Raw genomic sequence first — 19,625 nt, forward strand, 5'->3', positions numbered from 1 at the left:
GCCCGTGCACATCCGTGAACTCCGGCCCGCCGATGCTGCTGCGGCTGCTGCCATCGAAGCGGACCTCTTCGTCGCTGAAAGCCCGTGGTCCCGCGACGTGTTCCTCGCGGAACTCGCGCACCCGTACACCTTCTATGTGGGGGCGTTCGCAGGTGAAGGCGATGGGCAGGTCCTAGCCGGCTACGCCGGTGTCGCCCGTCTGGGCCCACGCGAGGATCCGGAATTTGAGGTGCACACGATCGCGGTGGCGCGGGAGTTTCAGGGGCGCGGCATTGGCCACGCACTCATGGATCAGCTGGTGCACGCCGCGGATATGTATGACGCCCAAATGTTCCTCGAAGTGCGCACCGACAATGAACCTGCCATCGCGCTGTACAAGAGTTACGGGTTTGCCGAGGTAGGAGTGCGCAAGGGATACTATCCCTCTACCGGGGCGGACGCGTACACGATGATGCGCCACTCCGTATCAGAACGAGCCGAACGGAATCAGGGGTCAGAGCAATGATCATTCTCGGGATCGAATCCTCCTGCGACGAAACAGGTGTGGGCGTCATTGACCTGCGTCCGGACGGCACGATGGAGATCCTCGCCGATGTTGTGGCTTCCTCGATGGAGGCGCACGCCCGCTTCGGCGGCGTTGTCCCGGAGATTGCGTCGCGCGCTCATCTCGAGGCGATGCCGCGGGTGATGGAGAAGGCGCTGGCGGAAGCGGGCATCACTAAACCGGACGCGGTTGCGGCGACCGTTGGGCCTGGTCTGGCGGGAGCATTGCTGGTTGGTGCGTCAGCCGCGAAGGCCTACGCCGCGGCGTGGGGCGTTCCGTTCTACGGTGTGAATCACCTTGGCGGGCACGTGGCCGTGGCCAACCTTGATGGTGCTGATGAGTTGCCACACTCGATCGCTCTGCTCGTCTCCGGCGGCCACACCCAGATCCTCGAAGTCGACGCGGTGGGCAAGCCGATGAAGGAGCTTGGAAGCACGCTTGACGACGCCGCCGGGGAGGCCTACGACAAAGTCTCCCGCCTGTTGGGGTTGGGGTATCCGGGGGGACCTGTCGTCGATAAGCTTGCGCAGCGCGGCGAGCCGAACATCTCCTTCCCGCGCGCACTGTCGCGTGCAGATGACCTGCGCGGCGAGCACCGCTACAACTTCTCTTTCTCCGGCCTGAAAACCGCGGTCGCGCGCTACGTTGAGGCGGCCGAGCGAGCCGGCGAGGTGATCAGCGTTGAGGACGTCTGCGCGTCTTTCCAGGAAGCCGTCGTTGATGTGCTCACTGCAAAAGCCATCATGGCCTGCGAAGATACTGGTGCGCGCACGCTGTTGCTGGGCGGGGGAGTGGCTGCAAACTCGCGGCTGCGGGAACTCGCACAGGAGCGTTGTAGCGCACACGGCATTGAACTGCGCGTCCCCCGCTTCGCGCTGTGCACGGATAACGGAGTGATGATCGCGGCGCTTGCCGCCCAACTCATCCACGAGGGCGCGCAACCGTCCGGCTGGGACACCCCAACGGACACAGCGCTCGAGGTAGAGACCCCTTTGGTGCATTCCTAAAACTCACCCAGCAAAGTCCATGGTTTCGGGTTAACGTGACATTCGCGTAAAAACTCTTTCCCGAAAGGACATAGCCTGTCATGAGCTCTCGTGATCATGAACGCTTCGGTTTCCTGTTGAACCCGGACCTCACTTACCGCAGGATCATCTTTGATGTTGATCACGCGAGCGACATCCTCGGCCCACGGGTCCTGGAGAGAACCCGCGTGGCATTCGCGCAAAGCGATACGCAGTATGAGGCGATCTACTCCCCGGAAGCGCGCGAGAAAGGCGAAGAGCCGAACCCGGTTGCGTCCATGGCGGCGAATCTGGCGGCGACGGATAACGCGAGCTTCCTGCAAGACCCCGCGTCGGCGATCTCCGGCTCAGTGATCTTTGTTGGTGTTGATGGAAGCAACATCGATGACGGTGTTGTCGAGCAAATCAAGGACGCCATCCGTGCCGTACTCAACTACCAGGAGGACTTCCCGGAGGAGTACGAACTCTGGTACAACGCCGCGCTCAACATGAGGACAGTGCAGGACTAGCCACTCGCGTGGGGCTGGGGCGCCCCATTGTTGTCGTTTAGCACTCTCATGGGTAGAGTGCTAACCAGGTTTTGGGCACAGTTTGTTCACCCGCGACGACGGCTGCGCACCGAGAAACCGTGTAATGAATCCAACTTTCACGAAAGGTTCAATCGTGGCAAACGTCAACATCAAGCCTCTGGAAGACAAGATCCTGGTTCAGATCGTCGAAGCTGAGACCACCACCGCCTCCGGCCTGGTTATCCCGGACTCCGCTCAGGAGAAGCCGCAGGAAGCAACCGTCATCGCTGTCGGCCCGGGCCGCTGGGACGATGAGGGCGAGCACCGTATTCCGGTGGACGTCAAGGAAGGCGACACCGTGATCTTCTCCAAGTACGGCGGCACCGAGCTGAAGTACAACGGCGAGGAGTACCTGCTGTTGTCTGCGCGTGACCTGCTGGCCGTCGTCGAGAAGTAAAAAGGCGGGATTAATCCCTCATGGCAAAACTTATTGCATTTGACCAGGAGGCCCGCGAGGGCATCCAGCACGGTGTGGACATCCTCGCCGACTCGGTCCGCGTGACGCTCGGCCCCCGTGGCCGCAACGTCGTGCTGGACAAGGCGTTCGGCGGTCCACTCGTGACCAATGACGGCGTGACCATCGCCCGCGACATCGACCTCGAGGAGCCTTTCGAGAACCTCGGTGCGCAGCTGGTCAAGTCCGTCGCTGTGAAGACCAACGACATTGCCGGTGACGGCACCACCACCGCGACGCTGCTCGCCCAGGCCATCATCAATGAAGGTCTGCGCAACGTTGCCGCTGGTGCGAACCCGATCGAGCTGAACAAGGGTATCTCCGCGGCAGCTGAGGCTGTCGTTGAGGAGCTCAAGGCTCGCGCGACCGAGGTGTCCTCCAACGAGGAGATCGCCAACGTTGCCACCGTGTCCTCCCGTGACTCCGTCGTCGGCGAGATGGTTGCCGGCGCCATGGACAAGGTGGGCAAGGACGGTGTCCTCACCGTTGAGGAGTCCCAGTCCATCGAGTCCTACGTGGACGTCACCGAAGGTATCTCCTTTGAGAAGGGCTTCCTGTCCCCGTACTTCATGACGGACCCGGAGGCCGGTCAGGCCGTCCTCGAGGACCCGCAGGTGCTGCTGGTCCGCAACAAGATCACCTCTCTGCCGGAGTTCCTGCCGCTGCTGGAGAAGGCTGTGGGCACGTCCCGTCCGCTGCTCATCATCGCGGAGGACATTGAGGGCGAGCCGCTGCAGACCCTCGTGGTCAACTCCATCCGTGGTGCCTTGAAGGTTGTCGCGGTGAAGTCGCCGTACTTCGGTGAGCGCCGCAAGGCCTTCATGGATGACCTTGCTGTGGTCACCGCAGCGACTGTCATCGACCCGGAGGTCGGCGTCAACCTCAAGGACGCGGAGCTTGACGTGCTGGGCAGCGCCCGCCGCGTCACCGTGACCAAGGACGACACCGTCATCGTCGACGGTGCCGGTACCGCTGAGGCAGTGGAGAACCGCCGCGAGCAGATCCGCCGCGAGATCGAGAACACCGATTCCACCTGGGACAAGGAGAAGGCGGAAGAGCGCCTGGCCAAGCTGTCCGGTGGTGTCGCTGTCATCCGCGTCGGCGCTCCGACGGAGACCGAGGTCAACGAGCGCAAGCTGCGCGTCGAGGACGCCATCAACGCTGCCCGTGCGGCTGCGCAGGAAGGCATCATCGCCGGCGGTGGCTCTGCTCTCGTGCAGATCGCTGCGAAGCTCGAGGAGCTCGCTGAGAGCTACCCGGGCGAGCAGAAGACCGGTGTGCTCACCGTTGCTCGTGCGCTGGTGAAGCCGGCCTACTGGATCGCAGAGAACGCGGGCCTGGACGGTTCCGTGGTTGTGTCCAAGGTCGCTGAGCTGCCGAACGGCGAAGGCTTCAACGCCGCCACGCTCGAGTACGGCAACCTCATCGAGCAGGGCATCATCGACCCGGTGAAGGTGACTCACTCCGCTGTGGTCAACGCTGCGTCCGTGGCCCGCATGGTTCTCACCACCGAGGCTTCCGTTGTGAACAAGCCTGAAGAGGAAGAGGCTGGTCACCAGCACTAAGCATTTGCTTATGCGCGAAGCGCTCCCCCCGGGGGGCGCTTTTTCGTTTGTTCAGGCGGCTTGAGCAACCTCGGGGAACACCGTCTGCATCGCTCCGTACGGGTGGGTGGTGTTGACCACTGGGTAGCCCTTGGGGGAGATCCACGTGGGTGTGCCGGTGAGCATCTCGATGTGGCCGTGGTGGGCGAGGTGAGGATCATCGTCGTTGACCCGGTTGTGATAGCGGCACAGCGGCGCCAGGTTGTTCAGGTTCGTTTCCCCACCGTTCTTCCACGCAGTGATGTGGTGCGTTTCGCAGAGATCTGCCGCCTGGTGGCAGCCCACGAACGCGCACACAGGGGAGGTGGCTTTGGCCAGATCCCGCTGCTTCTGGTTGGCAAAGCGCTGCCCGCGGTAGAGGTTGATGGCGCCTTCGGCGGGATGGAAGATCGCAGCTTCTAGGTGGTTGTCCGCGGTGGCGATGAAGCGGTTGAGGTACTCCGCGCCCGTCATCGTGGTGCCATCTGTCATGCCCAGCAGGACTTCATCGCCTTCGCGGTTCAGGATCTGCACGTGTTGGTCGAGGCCGACGAGCAACAAAGGTCTGGGGGCCGCTTCCGCGACACCACCACCGCCCTTTAAGAGCGCGATGATTGCCCTTAACAGCTGTGGGCCAATCGGCTTCGAAGGATCAATGTCCTGGTAGGCCGCGAATTTCAGGTCGGCGGCGGTGCGCTCATCCATCGTCAGCGTCACGGTGGTCTTCCCCATATTCGGGGCGCCGAAGGTGGCCTGCTCACGCGGCGGGGTCTTCTCCTTGGCCGGCACGATGCGCTTGGCTAGGGCAAGGAGAGCTGCGCAGGTGCGCGAGACGCGCGCGGCAGCACTCAGCATTTTCATCCGGTAGCTATGGCGCCGGGTGGCGTGGGAGATGTGTTTCACCGCGCGCTCAATCTGTGCGAGTAACCCCAGACTCAAACCCAAAGCCCGCGCTTTATCGCGCGCCTTTTGTTGCTTGGCGGAAGACAGATTCTCGCCGTAGTAGGCCTCATGGACCATCTTCCAGTTGTTCACCACGGCCGGTTCAATACCGGCATCGAGGGCTCGTGATTTATCAAAGTGCTCTAAAGAATCAATCCCTAAAGAGCTATGGACGCTAATTAGATCATCAAAAGTTTTCATGCCCCCGACGGTAACTGCGCTAAAACCCCTGGGTAAAGGGTTTTTGAGATTTCCCACAATTAAAAAATTTATGGAACCAAACAGGGGGTTAAGGCAGTCTAAGTAGGGATGGGGGTTTTGAAACGTCGATAAGCGAAAAGCTAGTTTGTGGCGACCTTGACGCGGCGCAGTGCGGCCTGGCGCTCGGACTCGCTCATGCCGCCCCAGATGCCGTACGGCTCAGCGACAGCAAGGGCGTGGGCACGGCATTGCTCGAGGACAGGGCACGAAAAGCAGATGGCTTTCGCGCGATTCTCGCGGTTTGCGCGGGCGCGTCCACGTTCCCCGTCAGGGTGGTAGAAGACCTCAGACGCCTCGCCCCGGCATGCGCCATGAAGTTGCCAATCCCAGAAATCCGCATTCGGGCCGGGAAGCTGCTGAGTCATGGAAATCGCAGGCATGTACATCTCCGTGTGTGAAGTCGAACGTTGTCCCGCGCAGTGTGCCGGTCGATGGTGAACAATGGGTTTCTGCCAGGTTTCACCCAGTTAGATGTGAGCGGGGGCACGACAATTCGGCCACGCTGACATGCGGATATGTTTGGAAGTAAAACATTGGTGAATTGTTGGTGACGTCTTCGTAATAACCCTGGCGACAGGGTGTGGGAGGTTTAGGGGGATCGCAGCCTTGCAGCGTAAGCTATTGCCGATGCAGGCATCTTGCGCCTGCCCCTGCCCGCTGCACGAGTAATAAGGAGAGACGTCGTGGCCACATCCGACTCTGACGTCCGTCTCGCTGAACTCGTCCCTTTGGCGCAGGAAGGGGATAGTGGGGCGCTGCAGGAGATCATCAAGATCGTGCACCCGATGGTGCTGCGGTATGCCCGTGCGCGAATTAATTCGAGCCGCACCCCAACGGCGGAGGATGTTGCCCAGGAAATCTGCCTGGCGGTAGCCACGAGTGTGGAGAAGTACCAAGACACCGGCAAGCCATTCATGGCGTTCGTGTATGGCATTGCTTTCAACAAGGTTGCGGACGCACACCGGGCGCTGGCACGCGATAAAACGAGCCCTACCGACGAAGTCCCTGACCAGGAATTTTCCGGCGCTACCCCCGAAGATGCGGCGATGGTAACAGCGGGAAGTAACAGAGTGAGGGCTTTGCTCGATCTTCTAAGTGATAAGGCAAGAGAGATTGTCGTCCTGCGAGTGTTTGTCGGGTTGTCTGCTGAGGAAACAGCGGAGATCGTCGGCAGTACCGCGGGCGCAGTCCGCGTAGCGCAACACAGGGCGCTTGCCACACTCCGGCAGGCGCTCGAAGAGGAAGTTTAGGGAGGGTAGTCAATGGAACCAACGTCGATGTCCGGCCGTCATCGCCGCCATGATGAGCAGGATGTTCTGGCAGATGATGCCTTCCTGACTTCGCTGTCGCGCGGTATTGATCCGTCGGATGGTGCCGATGAGCTCGCATCGCTGCTGTTGGGTCTGCGGGATGAGGTGGAAGCGCCCATGCCGGACGCCCCGCTTGTCGACGAAGCGGTGGCCCCCGTCGCTCCCGTCACCTCCCTCGCTGAGCGTCGCGCGGCCAAGGATGCGCGCCGATTCCGGACGAGCCCGTGGATGGCTGGTCTGGTTGGCGCTGCCGCCGCCACCGTTGCTGTTGTTGGCACCGGCGCTGCCCTGTACAACGCAACCCCGGACTCCGCTTTGTGGGGGCCGTCCCAGGCTGTCTTCGGTGAGCGTCAGAATGTTGTTGAGCTGGCTACCAAGCTCGACGAGATTGAGAACATGACCGAAAGTGGCAATCTGGCTGGCGCCAAGCAGATGATTGATCAGCTGCGTGAGTCCATGAAGCTTGAGCGCGGCACCGCAGCGCCGTCTGCGCCGCGTGAGACCGTTGTGGTCACACCTGAGCCGGAGCAGCCCGCACCGCCGGTGCCGGCTACGGTCACCGTGACGGCAGAGCCGACGACTGTGACCGTGGTGGTGACGGAGCAGCCGAGCGGAACCACGACCACCGGTACCCCTACGGCGTCGTCGAGCACCCGTCAGAGTTCACCGGCAGCGCCGACGACCACGATTAGCTTGGCGCCGGGTGAGTCGGAGCAGTCTTCGCAGTAATAAAGGGATCTACCGCGCGTCGAGGCCGTCCAAGTAGCCCAGCGCGTAATCCCAGGGCACATAGGCCTGGAAATTTGGCTGGGCGCTCGGCTCATGCACTGGGGGGAGCTCGCCGTTCAGGATGGCGACCATGTTGTTGATCATGATGTCCCAGTCATAGAAGTGCATTTCTTCGCAGTCCTCGCAGAGGAACGTGATGCCGAGGATGCCGCGAGGCTCAAGAACAAGTTTGAACTCGCGGGTCTGGGCGAGATCGCGGAGGACAGCTTCGCGCTCCTCTGGGGTGAGGGGCTGGGGAACCTCGTCGTCCTCGATGAAGGACGCCGGGTCGTTGGGGTCGTCGGCGAACGGGTCACGAGGCATCATCGAGTCGAAGAACATGCCCCCAGCCTAGGCAAGGCTCTAACAAGGGGCCATTTCGGGGTCATGTGCTCTCATTGGGGGAGTGGGCCGAAACGCACTATGCTTGCTGGCTATAAGCGGAAGCGAGAAACAGCAAGGGAGCGACATGGGTAACATCTTCGGTTCTAATGATTCCGGCGAGAGGGTACATACCGGCGGGGATGACCCGTCGAAGGTGCTGCTTCGCGGCCTAACCTTTGACGACGTGCTGCTTTTGCCGGCGGAGTCTCACATCGTTCCGGGTGAGGTGGATACCTCGGCGCAGTTCACCCGCAACATTCGTTTGGGTATGCCGATTGCGTCGGCAGCAATGGACACGGTGACGGAGTCCCGCATGGCCATCGCGATGGCGCGTCAGGGTGGCATTGGTGTGCTGCACCGCAACCTGTCGGCGGAAGACCAGGCCGAGCACGTTGATGTGGTGAAGCGTTCGGAGTCCGGCATGGTTACGGATCCGGTAACGGCTACTCCGGACATGTCCATCAGCGATGTGGATGCGCTGTGCGCACGTTTCCGTATTTCTGGTCTGCCGGTGGTGGATGAGCAGGGCGTGCTGGTGGGCATCATCACCAACCGCGATATGCGCTTTGAGGCTGACTTCTCCCGCCCAGTGTCCGAGGTCATGACGCCGATGCCGCTCGTGGTGGCGCAGGATGGCGTGAGCAAGGACGAGGCGCTCAAGCTGTTGAGTGAGAATAAGGTGGAGAAGCTGCCGATCGTCGATAAGCAAGGCAAGCTCACGGGCCTCATTACCGTGAAGGACTTTGTGAAGACGGAGCAGTACCCGAACGCGTCCAAGGACAGCGAGGGGCGCCTGCTCGTTGCGGCAGGTGTTGGTACGGGCGAGGATTCCTACAATCGCGCGGGCCTGCTTGTCGACGCTGGCGTGGACGCCCTCGTCGTCGACTCCGCCCACGCACACAACAATCGCGTCCTGGAGATGGTCGCGCGTGTGAAGAAGGACTTCGGTGACCACGTCGATGTGATCGGTGGCAACCTGGCTACCCGCGAAGCTGCTGCCGCGATGATTGAGGCTGGCGCGGACGCTATCAAGGTGGGTATTGGCCCGGGCTCCATCTGCACCACCCGCGTTGTGGCTGGTGTGGGTGCTCCGCAGATCACCTCGATTCTGGAGGCTTCGGTGCCGGCGCACGCTGCTGGCGTTCCGGTCATCGCTGATGGCGGCATGCAGCACTCCGGTGACGTGGCTAAGGCACTCGCTGCCGGCGCGTCCACCGTCATGCTTGGCTCCATGCTGGCTGGCACGAAGGAAGCGCCGGGCGACATCGTCGTGGTCGGCGGCAAGCAGTACAAGCGCTACCGCGGCATGGGTTCCATGGGTGCGATGCAGGGCCGTGGTCTGACGGGTGAGAAGCGCTCCTTCTCTAAGGACCGCTACTTCCAGGCAGACGTGACCAGCGAGGACAAGCTCGTGCCGGAAGGCATCGAAGGTCGCGTGCCGTACCGCGGTGAGCTAGATGCCATCACCCACCAGATCGTGGGCGGTCTGCGTGCAGCGATGGGCTACACGGGTTCCGCCTCCATTGAGGAGCTGCAGACCAAGCGCTTTGTTCAGATCACCACCGCTGGCCTGCGTGAGTCCCACCCGCACGACATCACGCAGACCGTCGAAGCACCGAACTACAGGGGTTAATAGATGCGCGACTACGTTGAAATTGGCATTGGCCGCGAGGCGCGTCGTGCGTACGGCCTGAACGCGATCAATATTGTTCCTTCGCGCCGCACGCGCTCCTCGAAGGATGTTGATCTGCGCTGGCATATCGACGCATACACCTTCGACCTCCCCCTCGTCTCCCACCCGACGGACGCTCTGGCCAGCCCCGAATTTGTCATTGAGATGGGCAAGCAGGGCGGCCTCGGCGTGATCAACGCTGAGGGCCTGTGGGGCCGCCACGCGGACCTGGATGCGTCGATCAAGAAGGTCATCGAGCCGATCCTGTTCGCTGACCAGGACGTGCATGGCTTCCGTCAGCCGGGCGTGGCGGAGCTGCAGGAGCTGCACTCGGCGCCAATTGACACTGATCTGTTGTCTGAGCGCATTGCTCAGGTGCGTGACTCTGGCGTGACCGTGGCTGTTCGTGTGAGCCCGCAGAACGCTCGCGAGCTGGCGCCGATTGTGGTGAAGGCTGGTGCGGAGATGCTGTTCATCCATGGTGAGAACATCTCCGCCGAGCATGTCCAGGAGGGTGGGGAGCCGCTGAACCTGAAGGAGTTCATTGGTTCCCTCGAGGTGCCTGTCATTGCCGGTGGTGTGTCGGATTACACCACTGCACTGCACCTGATGCGCGCTGGTGCGACCGGCATCATCGTGGGACAGGGCTCCACCACCTCGCCGCTGGCGCTGGGTATTGATTCCAACCTGGCTACCCAGATCGCCGATGTTGCGGCGGCGCGCCGTGAGTACCTCGACGAGACTGAGGGCCGCTACGTCCACGTGATCGCCGATGGTGACATTGACACTAGCGGTGAAATCGCCCGCGCCGTTGCCTGTGGTGCGGATGCGGTCATGTTGGGGCAGCCGCTCGCTGCTGCGGCCGAGGCTGCTGGACACGGCTTCTACTGGCAGTCTCAGAGCGCGCACCCGCGCTTCCCGCGCGGCCTGATCACTCAGACCGAGTACGGCTACGGCTGGGTTGAGGCAGGTCTGGCGAGTGATGGTGGCGCATCCCGCGAGGACATCATTGCCGCGAGCGGTGCTGATCGTCCGAGCCTGGAGACCGTGCTGCATGGTCCGTCCACGAGCACGTGGGGTGGCTACAACCTCGTCGGTGGTTTGCGCCGTGCGATGGCGAAGTGTGGCTACACGGACATCAAGAGCTTCCAGAAGGTGAGTATCACCGTCTCGCAGTAGTTTTCCGCGCTCCTTCTACGGCCGCCTGGTGGGTTTTCCGCCGGGCGGTTTTCTTTGGTTTGGCTTACCTTCGTCAAGCGGTGTAGTCTTACGAAAATAAAAGTACGGCAAGACGTACTTTAGAAACTGCAATGACGGAATGTCGTTCTGATGGGAGATGAAAATGGCTATAGCACGGAGATTCGCAGCGTTTGCGGCAGCGGCAATGCTGCTGGTGGGTTGTGCACCGGCGGAGGAGGAGGCTACGGGGAAGGCCTCGGGGAAGCCGACGGTGTTGACCACCTTCACGGTCATCCAGGACATCGCGCAGAATGTGGCGGGGGAGCACCTCACGGTTGAGTCCCTGACCAAGCCGGGCGCTGAAATCCACGGCTACGAGCCGACCCCGGCGGATATTCGCCGCGCGACCAACGCGGACCTCATCCTGGATAATGGCCTGAATCTGGAGAACTGGTTCTCACAGTTCGTGGAGGACAGCGACGCACCGCACGTTACCGTGACGGAGGGCATCACCCCGATCGACATCACCGAGGACGAAGGCGCCGGCCTGCCCAACCCGCACGCGTGGATGAGCCCGCTTGAGGTGAAGACCTACGTGGACAACATGGTCAAGGCATTCTCCGAGCTTGCCCCGGAGCACGCCGCAGACTTTGAGAGCAACGGCGAGAACTACAAGAATCAGCTCCAGGAGGTCCACGACGGCATGGTGGAGGAGCTGTCCCAGCTGCCGGAGAAGCGCCGTGCGCTGGTGACTTGTGAAGGTGCGTTTTCCTACATGGCGCGTGATGCTGGGTTGGAGGAGCGCTTCATTTGGGCGGTGAACTCCGAGAACGAGGCGACTCCGCAGCAGATTTCCCGCGCTATCGAGTTCGTGAAGGAAAACGACGTCCCGGCGGTCTTCTGTGAGTCCACTGTTTCGGATGCACCGATGCAGCGCGTGGTCGAGGCCACCAACGCAACCTACGGTGGCACGCTCTACGTGGACTCGCTCTCGGAAGAGGGTGGCCCGGTGCCGACCTACCTCGACCTGATCAAGCACGACGCAGACGTGATCACCAAGGCTCTGACAGGAAAGAAGTAGTGCAATGAGCCAGCAGGGTACAGCAGCAATCTCGGTGCGTGATGTCACCGTCCACTATGGGAGCGTGCTTGCTCTCGACGGCGTCACCCTGGACATCGCGCCGGGGCGCGTGTGCGGGCTCGTCGGGATGAATGGCTCCGGTAAATCGACGCTGTTCAAAACGATCATGGGCCATATCCGGCCTGACGTGGGCACCGTGGCCATCAACGGCCAGGACCCCGCTGCTTCACGACGTTCCGGCGTCCTCGGCTACGTCCCCCAACGCGAAGCAGTGGACTGGGACTTCCCGGTCAGTGTCCGCGACGTGGTCATGATGGGCCGCTACGGCCAGATGGGTTTTACCCGCCGACCACACCGCAAAGACATGGAAGCGGTGGAGCACGCGCTGGAACGCGTGGAGCTCACCGAATTCGCCGACCGCCAGATCGGGCAACTGTCCGGTGGCCAGCGCAAACGGGCATTCGTCGCCCGGTGTATTGCGCAGGGGGCGGAGATTATGTTGTTGGATGAGCCGTTTGCGGGCGTCGATAAGCGAAGCGAAGCAACGATGACCCGGCTCTTCCGTGAGATGGCGGCGAGCGGATCCACGATCTTCGTGTCTACCCATGATCTGCCCGCGCTGCCTGACCTGGCGGATGAGGCGCTCCTGCTGTACCGCCGCGTGCTCGTGCATGGGCAGCCCGCGGAAGTCCTGAAACCAGAGAACCTCGCTGCCGCTTTCGGCCTGGATGTGATGAACCAATGATGTCTTTCCTCCTTGACCCCTTTGCCTACGACTTCATGACGCGAGCCCTCGCCACCAGCCTCATCGCGTCGGTGGTGTGTGCTGTGTTGTCGTGCTGGCTCGTGCTCATCGGCTGGTCACTCATGGGCGACGCGGTATCCCACGCAGTCTTCCCCGGCGTGGTGGTGGCATACCTGCTCGGCGCGCCTTTTGCTGTGGGGGCCGTGATCTTCGGCTTCCTCGCGGTCGGCTTGATCGGCGTGGTGCGCGACACGAGCCGCCTGAAAGAAGACGCCGCGATCGGCATCGTCTTCACCACGCTGTTCGCGTTCGGCCTTGTGCTCATCTCGGTGACGCCATCGCACACCGACCTGAACCACATCATCTTCGGCAACCTGCTCGGTGTGTCCAAAGCTGACCTCGCGCAAATCCTCGTGCTGGGTGCCATCACGCTAGCGATCCTCCTGCTCAAGCGACGCGACTTCACTCTGTTTGCCTTCGACCCGATCCACGCTCACGCGATCGGGCTGCGCCCGAAAATGATCGGTGCGGTGCTGCTCGCGCTGCTGGCGTTGACATGCGTGGTTGGGCTGCAGGCCGTCGGTGTCATCCTCGTGGTGGCCATGCTGATCATCCCCGGCGCGACCGCCTACCTGCTGACTAACACGTTCAGCCACATGCTGATCATCGCGCCGGTTATGGCGGCGGGATGCTCTGTGGTTGGCTTGTACGCCAGCTACTACCTGGATGCGTCGCCGGGCGGGCTCATCGTCGTGGCGCAGGGCGTGGTGTTCCTACTGGTGTATCTGTTTAGTCCGAGCCAGGGCATCATCACGAAGCTGATGAGGAAGAAGCCTGTCTACGCCGAAGTAGGGGAGGCTGTGGAGACGAACAACGCATCCGTAGCGATGTTGCCCAGCGGCACGGCCTGAGAAGCCTTATCGACGGTCACCTCCAGCGCCTCCGAGAACGGCGCACCTTCCGTGACCGTCAGGACGGCGCCGACGACGATGCCGTTTTCCTCGAAGTGCTTGAGCAGCTCCGGGTCCGAGTCCGAAATCCTTTCGACGGTGACCCGGAGTTTTTCTGTGCCCTTTTCCATGGCCGCGGCCATGTCCGTGAGGCTGCGGGCATCCAACGCGGGGACGGTACCGTCCGCGGCAGGGATGGGATCTCCGTGCGGGTCGCGCTCCGGGTGGCCCAGGAACTCGTCGAGCCGAGCGACGAAGAAATCGGAGACCGCGTGCTCCATGTTCTCGGCCTCGTCGTGGACCTGGTCCCAGGTGTAGCCGAGGGCGTCCACCAAGAACGTCTCGATGAGCCGGTGGCGCCTGATCATGGCCACGGCGTAGGTGCGGCCCTCGTCCGTCAGCTCCACGGAGCCGTACGGTGCGTGGGAAATCAACCCCTGCGAACCTAGCTTGCGCATCGCGTCAGACACCGAGGATATGCGCAAACCCGTCTGCCGGGAGATCAACGTTGCGGTGACGGGTTCAGCCGACCATTCCGTGAGACTCCAGATCACCTTTAGGTAGTTCTGGGTCGAGGTAGACAGGTCGTTTACGGACATAGGAATCACTCTACACGGGTTGAGCTCTTTTCTTACCGCGTCCTTGCATTGCCTGAATGACCGCGGCTGCGATCACCAGAAGGATCGCCGTGAACTTCATTTCCGAGATGTGCTCCGACAGCAGCAGCCAGCCGAAGAATGCGGCGATGGCGGGCTCGAGGGCGAGGAAGATGGCGAAGGTGTTGGGGGTGAGGCGTCGTAAAGCAATAAGCTCCAGCGAGTACGGCACGAGCGACGCAAGAACCGCGGTGCCCAGCGCGATGCCGAAGAGGTGGGTGTCCGACATGATGGTCAGCGAACCCTGCCAGCCGAGCGGCATGAGGGCCAGGCCACCGATGAACAGAGCCACCGCGAGACCACCCTGGCCAGGCACCGAACTGCCCGCGCGCTTGGATGCAAGAATGTACAGCGCCCAGAACACACCCGCTGTCAGCGTGAACGCAACACCAACCGGGTCGAGTGGGTAGCCGTTGTAGGAATTGATGCCCAGCAGCAGCATGCCGGTGAGCGCAAGGGCCACGCAGATCGCGTCGCGCACGGAGCGCGACAACAACGCGGCGAGAGTCAGCGGGCCGAGGAACTCGATGGTCACTGCGGTGCCGAGGGGGATCCGCTCGATCGCTGTGTAGAAACAGCCGTTCATGAACCCCATGGTCAACCCAAACGAGATCACGGCGCGCCACTGATCCGAAGTCCAAGCCCAAAAGCGCGGACGGCTTGCCACGAGAAGGATCACCGCCGCGAGAAGCAGGCGCAACGATGCCGTTGCCCAACTGCCGGCGTGCGGGAACAACTCAACCGCCAGGGCCGCCCCAAGCTGCAGCGAAATGCACGAGCCGATGATGCACGCAACGCCAAGCGGTGAGGTTGGAGAAGGAGCGGTCATGGCGGTTCAGTCTATTCAGGCCATGCGTTAAACTTTGAATCCGTGACTACCTCTCCAACTGCTAACGCGCATCCGCGCCCAGTCCTTGTTGTGGACTTCGGCGCGCAGTATGCACAGCTCATTGCCCGTCGCGTGCGTGAAGCGCGCATCTACTCTGAGGTCGTGCCGCACACGATCACGGCTGAAGAATTGAAAGCTAAGGACCCGGTTGCGCTCGTGCTGTCCGGCGGCCCGTCGTCTGTGTATGAGGACGGTGCGCCGAAGCTCGATCCGGCCATCTTCGAGCTGGGCTTGCCCACGTTCGGCATTTGCTACGGCTTCCAGGTGATGACTCAGGCGCTGGGTGGCACCGTGGCCAAGACGGGTTCGCGCGAATATGGCCGCACGAAGATGGATGTGTGTGGTGGCGTCCTCCACGCTGGCCTGTCGGAGCAGCATTCCGTGTGGATGAGCCACGGCGATTCCGTGACGCAGGCGCCGGAAGGTTTCGAGGTCACCGCGTCTTCTGAGGGTGCACCGGTCGCTGCCTTTGAGAATGCGGATCAGCGTATGGCAGGCGTGCAGTACCACCCGGAGGTCATGCACTCGCCGCACGGTCAGCAGGTGCTCACCCGCTTCCTCACGGAGATCGCGGGGCTCGAGCAGACCTGGACGGCGTCGAATATTGCAGAGCAGCTTATCGACGCTGTCTCGGCCCAAATCGGCCCCGACGGCCACGCCATCTGTGGTCTGTCTGGCGGCGTGGACTCCGCTGTCGCAGCGGCGCTGGTGCAGCGCGCGATCGGCGACCGTTTGACCTGCGTGTTCGTTGACCACGGTCTGCTGCGCCAGGGCGAGCGCGAGCAGGTGGAGAAGGACTTCGTGGCCGCAACCGGCGCGAAGCTGGTGACGGTGGATGAGCGTGACGCCTTCCTGAGCAAGCTCGCCGGCGTGACGGAGCCGGAGGCGAAGCGTAAGGCGATTGGTGCGGAGTTCATCCGTTCCTTCGAGCGAGCCGTGGCCTCCGTGCTGGAGGGTGAGGACGTGGGCTTCCTCGTTCAGGGCACCCTGTACCCGGATGTTGTGGAATCCGGCGGCGGCACCGGCACCGCGAACATCAAGAGCCACCACAACGTGGGTGGCCTGCCGGACGATGTGGAGTTCGAGCTTGTCGAGCCGCTCCGCCTGCTGTTTAAGGACGAGGTCCGCGCTGTTGGCCGGGAGCTGGGTCTGCCGGAGGTTATTGTGAACCGCCAGCCGTTCCCGGGCCCGGGCCTGGGTATCCGCATTGTCGGTGAGGTGACGTCGGAACGCCTAGAGACCCTGCGCAAGGCCGATGCCATCGCCCGCGAGGAACTCACCCGCGCTGGCCTGGACGATCAGATCTGGCAGTGCCCGGTGGTCCTGCTCGCAGACGTTCGCTCCGTCGGTGTTCAGGGTGACGGCCGCACCTACGGCCACCCGATTGTGCTGCGACCGGTTGCTTCCGAGGACGCGATGACCGCCGACTGGGTGCGCGTGCCGTACGAGGTGCTGGAGACGATCTCCACCCGCATCACAAACGAGGTGGAGGACGTCAACCGGGTGGTCCTGGACATCACGTCCAAGCCGCCGGGAACCATCGAGTGGGAGTAAGCCTGGGGTTTACTCAGCAAACTGCGCGGACACGGATCCGATGCGGTGCTTCACATTAATAGTGAGAAGCTCGCCGTCCTTGTCCGCGTTGTGCTTTCCTGAAGGGCAGGTAGTTTCGCCGATGGAGGTCTGGCAGTGCACCTCAACCGGCACGTTGTTCGGCAGCAGGATGTTGATCTCGCCGATGCCGTTGTTGAAGTTGACGGTCTTCGGCTCCTTGAGTGGTGCCAGGTTCGAGAGGTCAACGTTCATTTCGCCGACGAGGTTGTTGACGTCGGGGATGGATTGAGCATCCTCGTATGCCAGATGCACTTCGCCGATGCGGTCGGAGACGCCTACTCCAAAGACGAGGGGTGCCGCGACGAGCAGTGCCACCGGGATCCACAGCCACAGGCGCGAACTCTTCTTCTTAGGCTCCGGCTCTGGGGCCGGCTCCAGGGCAGGGTCCGGCAGGTGCCACAGCCCTGGCGCCGCGCCCAACGGGTCCCACGCCGGGGGAGTGGGGGCCGCGGGTTCGGGGCCAGCCGGGTGTTCGTAGCCTTCCGGTGGTGTGAACCGCGCAGTCACCGGCGGCTCAGGCTGTGTCTTCGGTTCCCGCGGCTTCTGCGGAGAAGGCGGGACCACGAGCCCAGCCGGCGGGACCGGCGTGCGCTGGTGCAGTGCCCACCACGCCACCGCAGCAAGAGCCAGACCACCGATGGCGGAGAACACCAGCTCGCCGCCAGCGCCCACGGACAAGGTGGGGAAGAAGATGATGAGCAAAACCAGCAGCACCCAGCCGGTGGTGCGGTCATCGCGCTCCGCGTCCGTCAGTTCTTCATTCGGCCGCGAGATCACCTCCGCGGGGCTGGCTGCCATGCCAAAGCGCGGCATGAGGAAACCACACAGGATGTAGGTGAACAGGCCAACGCCGAACACGAAGGACAAGGCGACGAAAGCGACGCGGACGAGCAATACGTCGATGCGGTAGCGCACCGCGATGCCTTCGCAGATGCCGGCGATGATTGCGTTTCCGCCCTGTTTCTTCGGGATGCGGGGAGGGCGGGTGTCCCACATTTCCTTCAGTGTCTCGTTCATGGTTCCAGTATGAAATGCAGGGGCGCGGAGCGGTATCGGGAATGACCCTGGTTTTTGGATTTCAGGGTTTACCCTGATTCGCGCCGCGAACAAGCATGCAAAGATAAGCGCATGTCCTATTCCAATGGTGCCTACCCGCGTTTTGTGCGCGTGGAGCAAGGGCGGGTTGTCGCAGGTGTCGCCGCAGGGTTGTCGGCGCATTTGCGTATCGACGTCACCTGGGTCCGCCTCGCCCTCACCCTCACCTCCTTCCTCGGCGGGATGGGAGTTCTGGCGTATGCGGCGCTGTGGATGTTCAGCCCGGTGGGCACGCCGCAGGAGCCGGTGATTGACCGCTACCGCGTCGGGGGTGCTGCGCATGCCTTCATGATCGTGGGGGCGTTTGCGCTGTGGGCCCTATCGGCAGGCGGTGCCGGCTGGTTCTTCCTGGTTATCGCGCTGGTGGCTCTTGGCGCGGTGTTGGCGTGGCAGGCCTATGACCGTGACATGCGCACCACCGGTTCCGTCGTGCTGTTGGCGTGTGGCGCGGTGTTGGTGATGGGTGGTGTCGTGGTCATTGCCCTGATGGGTGACCGCGGTGGGATTACTGGCGTGATCATGGCGGTTCTTGCCTCGGTGATTGGCGTGGGCATTCTGGTGGTGCCGTTGATTCTGCGGCTATTCCGCTCGCTCGTGCAGGAGCGCGAGGAGAAAGCGGTGGCGGACCAGCATGCTGTTATTGCCGCTCATCTGCATGATTCGGTGCTGCAGACACTCGCCCTCATCCAAAAGCGCGCGGATGATGCGGAGGAGGTTGCGCGCCTTGCTCGCGGCCAGGAGCGTGAACTGCGCGCCTGGCTTTACGACGCCCCCGCCACCCCCACCAGCCTCTTCGCCGCCCTCAACACCGCGGCGGGTGAGGTCGAGGACATGTTTAATGTGCGCATCCGGCCCGTCACCGTCGGTGAGGACCTGGCGCTGGAGGAGCACGTGGAACCCATCGTCTTGGCAGCTCGCGAAGCCATGGTGAATGCCGCGAAGCATTCAGGCACGTCCGCCATTGACGTGTACGTGGAACACATCGCTGGTGAGCTCAGCGTGTTCGTTCGTGACCGTGGAACCGGCTTTGATGTGGATGCTGTCCCGGCGGATCGGCACGGCATCCGCGATTCCATCACCGGCCGCATGGACAGTGCCGGCGGGACCGCCGCGGTGAAAACGGCCCCGGGCGAAGGAACAGAAGTGGTACTCACGTTGCCGCTGTAAAGTCGAGATTATGCAGCCAGTTCGCGTTTTTCTTGTCGACGACCACTCCGTCTTCCGCTCCGGCGTCCGCGCCGAGCTGGCTGGTGCTGATTCTGGGACTGCGGCGATTGACGTCGTCGGCGATGCCGGCACCGTCGCCGAGGCCGTTGCTGGTATCGCGGAGACGAAGCCCGACGTTGTTCTCCTGGACGTACACATGCCGGACGGCGGTGGCCTCGCCGTGATTACGCAAGCGCCGGGCCCGAAGTACTTGGCGCTGTCTGTGTCGGATGCAGCGGAAGACGTCATCGCTCTCATCCGTGCGGGGGCGCGCGGGTACGTGACGAAGAACATCAACGGCCCGGAACTCGCCGAAGCCGTCATGCAGGTGCATGGTGGGGATGCGTACTTCTCGCCGCGCCTCGCTGGGTTTGTCCTCGATGCGTTTGCCTCCGGCGGGGTTGTGGAGGATCCGGCGGGGGAGCCGGAGAAGGCGGGGGAGGGGGAGATCGCCGATAAGCTCACGCGCAGAGAGCTCGAAGTGCTACGGCTTTTGGCGCGCGGCTACACGTATAAGGAGATTGCGGCGGAGCTGTTCATTTCGGTGAAGACGGTGGAAACGCACGCGTCGAATGTGCTGCGTAAGACGCAAACGTCGAACCGCCATCAGTTGACGCGGTGGGCGTCACAGCACTCACTGGACTAGAAAATACGTTCGACCACGGGGATTGACCGTGTCGCCCACGCGGAGCATAATA

The 19,625-nt window shown here is 62.5% G+C and carries 21 protein-coding genes; 15 read left to right on the top strand and 6 right to left on the bottom strand.

What is annotated here, in order from left to right:
* Positions 1 to 4 precede the first annotated feature (4 nt).
* From rimI to groL, 5 genes are all read left to right on the top strand, one after another.
* Positions 5 to 505, top strand: coding sequence for a ribosomal protein S18-alanine N-acetyltransferase (rimI, locus tag L8U60_RS05290; RefSeq protein WP_269965326.1), 501 nt, complete (start codon positions 5 to 7; stop codon positions 503 to 505).
* Positions 502 to 1,551: a tRNA (adenosine(37)-N6)-threonylcarbamoyltransferase complex transferase subunit TsaD gene (gene tsaD, locus L8U60_RS05295; protein ID WP_269965327.1), complete on the top strand. Its 1,050-nt coding sequence runs from the start codon at positions 502 to 504 to the stop codon at positions 1,549 to 1,551. The genes rimI and tsaD overlap by 4 nt, the downstream gene beginning before the upstream one ends.
* 80 nt (positions 1,552 to 1,631) lie before the next feature.
* Positions 1,632 to 2,078, top strand: coding sequence for a hypothetical protein (locus L8U60_RS05300; RefSeq protein WP_269965328.1), 447 nt, complete (start codon positions 1,632 to 1,634; stop codon positions 2,076 to 2,078).
* Positions 2,079 to 2,232: 154 nt separating this feature from the next.
* Entirely contained in the window at positions 2,233 to 2,535 is a 303-nt protein-coding gene (gene groES / locus L8U60_RS05305) for a co-chaperone GroES (protein ID WP_034664178.1), read from the top strand.
* Between the two features lie 20 nt (positions 2,536 to 2,555).
* Entirely contained in the window at positions 2,556 to 4,157 is a 1,602-nt protein-coding gene (groL, locus tag L8U60_RS05310; RefSeq protein WP_269965329.1) for a chaperonin GroEL, read from the top strand.
* Positions 4,158 to 4,208: 51 nt separating this feature from the next.
* Here groL and L8U60_RS05315 read toward each other — a convergent pair whose 3' ends face one another.
* Together L8U60_RS05315 and L8U60_RS05320 are read right to left on the bottom strand one after the other, a co-directional pair.
* A complete protein-coding gene (locus L8U60_RS05315; protein ID WP_269965330.1) occupies positions 4,209 to 5,318 on the bottom strand; it encodes an HNH endonuclease signature motif containing protein in 1,110 nt (369 codons plus the stop codon).
* A gap of 140 nt (positions 5,319 to 5,458) precedes the next feature.
* Positions 5,459 to 5,743 carry a WhiB family transcriptional regulator gene (locus L8U60_RS05320; protein ID WP_338026471.1) on the bottom strand — a complete coding sequence of 95 codons (285 nt, stop codon included), beginning with the start codon at positions 5,741 to 5,743 and terminating at the stop codon, positions 5,459 to 5,461.
* Between the two features lie 318 nt (positions 5,744 to 6,061).
* On the opposite strand from L8U60_RS05320, the gene L8U60_RS05325 reads away from it, so the two are divergent.
* On the top strand, positions 6,062 to 6,628 hold the full coding sequence (locus L8U60_RS05325) for a sigma-70 family RNA polymerase sigma factor (protein WP_269965332.1): 567 nt from the start codon (positions 6,062 to 6,064) through the stop codon (positions 6,626 to 6,628).
* 12 nt (positions 6,629 to 6,640) lie between these two features.
* Positions 6,641 to 7,417 carry a hypothetical protein gene (locus L8U60_RS05330; RefSeq protein WP_269965333.1) on the top strand — a complete coding sequence of 259 codons (777 nt, stop codon included), beginning with the start codon at positions 6,641 to 6,643 and terminating at the stop codon, positions 7,415 to 7,417.
* Between the two features lie 9 nt (positions 7,418 to 7,426).
* Here L8U60_RS05330 and L8U60_RS05335 read toward each other — a convergent pair whose 3' ends face one another.
* Positions 7,427 to 7,798: a DUF5319 domain-containing protein gene (locus L8U60_RS05335; protein WP_269965334.1), complete on the bottom strand. Its 372-nt coding sequence runs from the start codon at positions 7,796 to 7,798 to the stop codon at positions 7,427 to 7,429.
* 127 nt (positions 7,799 to 7,925) lie between these two features.
* Between L8U60_RS05335 and guaB the strand changes: the two genes are divergently transcribed.
* The 5 genes from guaB (at position 7,926) to L8U60_RS05360 (ending at position 13,428) form a co-directional block, all read left to right on the top strand.
* Positions 7,926 to 9,473 carry an IMP dehydrogenase gene (gene guaB / locus L8U60_RS05340; protein WP_269965335.1) on the top strand — a complete coding sequence of 516 codons (1,548 nt, stop codon included), beginning with the start codon at positions 7,926 to 7,928 and terminating at the stop codon, positions 9,471 to 9,473.
* A 3-nt stretch (positions 9,474 to 9,476) separates the two neighbouring features.
* Complete coding sequence (locus L8U60_RS05345; protein WP_269965336.1) at positions 9,477 to 10,691, top strand: GuaB3 family IMP dehydrogenase-related protein; 1,215 nt, start codon at positions 9,477 to 9,479, stop codon at positions 10,689 to 10,691.
* A gap of 163 nt (positions 10,692 to 10,854) precedes the next feature.
* Positions 10,855 to 11,772: a metal ABC transporter substrate-binding protein gene (locus L8U60_RS05350; protein WP_269965337.1), complete on the top strand. Its 918-nt coding sequence runs from the start codon at positions 10,855 to 10,857 to the stop codon at positions 11,770 to 11,772.
* A 4-nt stretch (positions 11,773 to 11,776) separates the two neighbouring features.
* A complete protein-coding gene (locus tag L8U60_RS05355) occupies positions 11,777 to 12,517 on the top strand; it encodes a metal ABC transporter ATP-binding protein (protein ID WP_269965338.1) in 741 nt (246 codons plus the stop codon).
* A complete protein-coding gene (locus tag L8U60_RS05360) occupies positions 12,514 to 13,428 on the top strand; it encodes a metal ABC transporter permease (RefSeq protein ID WP_269965339.1) in 915 nt (304 codons plus the stop codon). The genes L8U60_RS05355 and L8U60_RS05360 overlap by 4 nt, the downstream gene beginning before the upstream one ends.
* Here the strand turns inward: L8U60_RS05360 and L8U60_RS05365 are convergent.
* Positions 13,356 to 14,066, bottom strand: coding sequence for a metal-dependent transcriptional regulator (locus L8U60_RS05365; RefSeq protein WP_269965340.1), 711 nt, complete (start codon positions 14,064 to 14,066; stop codon positions 13,356 to 13,358). The two genes, L8U60_RS05360 and L8U60_RS05365, sit on opposite strands and share 73 nt — an antisense overlap.
* 10 nt (positions 14,067 to 14,076) lie before the next feature.
* Positions 14,077 to 14,952: an EamA family transporter gene (locus L8U60_RS05370; protein WP_269965341.1), complete on the bottom strand. Its 876-nt coding sequence runs from the start codon at positions 14,950 to 14,952 to the stop codon at positions 14,077 to 14,079.
* Between the two features lie 42 nt (positions 14,953 to 14,994).
* Here L8U60_RS05370 and guaA point away from each other — a divergent pair, with 42 nt between their 5' ends.
* On the top strand, positions 14,995 to 16,566 hold the full coding sequence (guaA, locus tag L8U60_RS05375) for a glutamine-hydrolyzing GMP synthase (protein ID WP_269965342.1): 1,572 nt from the start codon (positions 14,995 to 14,997) through the stop codon (positions 16,564 to 16,566).
* Between the two features lie 9 nt (positions 16,567 to 16,575).
* Here the strand turns inward: guaA and L8U60_RS05380 are convergent, their stop codons facing one another.
* Positions 16,576 to 17,643 carry a PspC domain-containing protein gene (locus L8U60_RS05380; RefSeq protein ID WP_269965343.1) on the bottom strand — a complete coding sequence of 356 codons (1,068 nt, stop codon included), beginning with the start codon at positions 17,641 to 17,643 and terminating at the stop codon, positions 16,576 to 16,578.
* A 111-nt stretch (positions 17,644 to 17,754) separates the two neighbouring features.
* Here L8U60_RS05380 and L8U60_RS05385 point away from each other — a divergent pair, with 111 nt between their 5' ends.
* Positions 17,755 to 18,888 carry an ATP-binding protein gene (locus tag L8U60_RS05385; RefSeq protein WP_269965344.1) on the top strand — a complete coding sequence of 378 codons (1,134 nt, stop codon included), beginning with the start codon at positions 17,755 to 17,757 and terminating at the stop codon, positions 18,886 to 18,888.
* Between the two features lie 10 nt (positions 18,889 to 18,898).
* Positions 18,899 to 19,573 carry a response regulator transcription factor gene (locus tag L8U60_RS05390; protein ID WP_269965345.1) on the top strand — a complete coding sequence of 225 codons (675 nt, stop codon included), beginning with the start codon at positions 18,899 to 18,901 and terminating at the stop codon, positions 19,571 to 19,573.
* Positions 19,574 to 19,625: the final 52 nt, after the last annotated feature.

Origin of the sequence: Corynebacterium meitnerae (assembly GCF_027570075.1) — a bacterium.
Taxonomy (GTDB): Bacteria; Actinomycetota; Actinomycetes; order Mycobacteriales; family Mycobacteriaceae; genus Corynebacterium; species Corynebacterium meitnerae.

Excerpts from the sequence above, each read along its gene's own strand:
- tsaD (WP_269965327.1), top strand. The coding sequence starts at position 502 with ATGATCATTCTCGGGATCGAATCCTCCTGCGACGAAACAGGTGTGGGC.
- L8U60_RS05300 (WP_269965328.1), top strand. The coding sequence starts at position 1,632 with ATGAGCTCTCGTGATCATGAACGCTTCGGTTTCCTGTTGAACCCGGAC.
- groL (WP_269965329.1), top strand. The coding sequence starts at position 2,556 with ATGGCAAAACTTATTGCATTTGACCAGGAGGCCCGCGAGGGCATCCAG.
- L8U60_RS05315 (WP_269965330.1), bottom strand. The coding sequence starts at position 5,318 with ATGAAAACTTTTGATGATCTAATTAGCGTCCATAGCTCTTTAGGGATT.
- L8U60_RS05320 (WP_338026471.1), bottom strand. The coding sequence starts at position 5,743 with ATGACTCAGCAGCTTCCCGGCCCGAATGCGGATTTCTGGGATTGGCAA.
- L8U60_RS05330 (WP_269965333.1), top strand. The coding sequence starts at position 6,641 with ATGGAACCAACGTCGATGTCCGGCCGTCATCGCCGCCATGATGAGCAG.
- L8U60_RS05335 (WP_269965334.1), bottom strand. The coding sequence starts at position 7,798 with ATGTTCTTCGACTCGATGATGCCTCGTGACCCGTTCGCCGACGACCCC.
- guaB (WP_269965335.1), top strand. The coding sequence starts at position 7,926 with ATGGGTAACATCTTCGGTTCTAATGATTCCGGCGAGAGGGTACATACC.
- L8U60_RS05345 (WP_269965336.1), top strand. The coding sequence starts at position 9,477 with ATGCGCGACTACGTTGAAATTGGCATTGGCCGCGAGGCGCGTCGTGCG.
- L8U60_RS05350 (WP_269965337.1), top strand. The coding sequence starts at position 10,855 with ATGGCTATAGCACGGAGATTCGCAGCGTTTGCGGCAGCGGCAATGCTG.
- L8U60_RS05355 (WP_269965338.1), top strand. The coding sequence starts at position 11,777 with ATGAGCCAGCAGGGTACAGCAGCAATCTCGGTGCGTGATGTCACCGTC.
- L8U60_RS05360 (WP_269965339.1), top strand. The coding sequence starts at position 12,514 with ATGATGTCTTTCCTCCTTGACCCCTTTGCCTACGACTTCATGACGCGA.
- L8U60_RS05365 (WP_269965340.1), bottom strand. The coding sequence starts at position 14,066 with ATGTCCGTAAACGACCTGTCTACCTCGACCCAGAACTACCTAAAGGTG.
- L8U60_RS05370 (WP_269965341.1), bottom strand. The coding sequence starts at position 14,952 with ATGACCGCTCCTTCTCCAACCTCACCGCTTGGCGTTGCGTGCATCATC.
- L8U60_RS05380 (WP_269965343.1), bottom strand. The coding sequence starts at position 17,643 with ATGAACGAGACACTGAAGGAAATGTGGGACACCCGCCCTCCCCGCATC.
- L8U60_RS05385 (WP_269965344.1), top strand. The coding sequence starts at position 17,755 with ATGTCCTATTCCAATGGTGCCTACCCGCGTTTTGTGCGCGTGGAGCAA.
- L8U60_RS05390 (WP_269965345.1), top strand. The coding sequence starts at position 18,899 with ATGCAGCCAGTTCGCGTTTTTCTTGTCGACGACCACTCCGTCTTCCGC.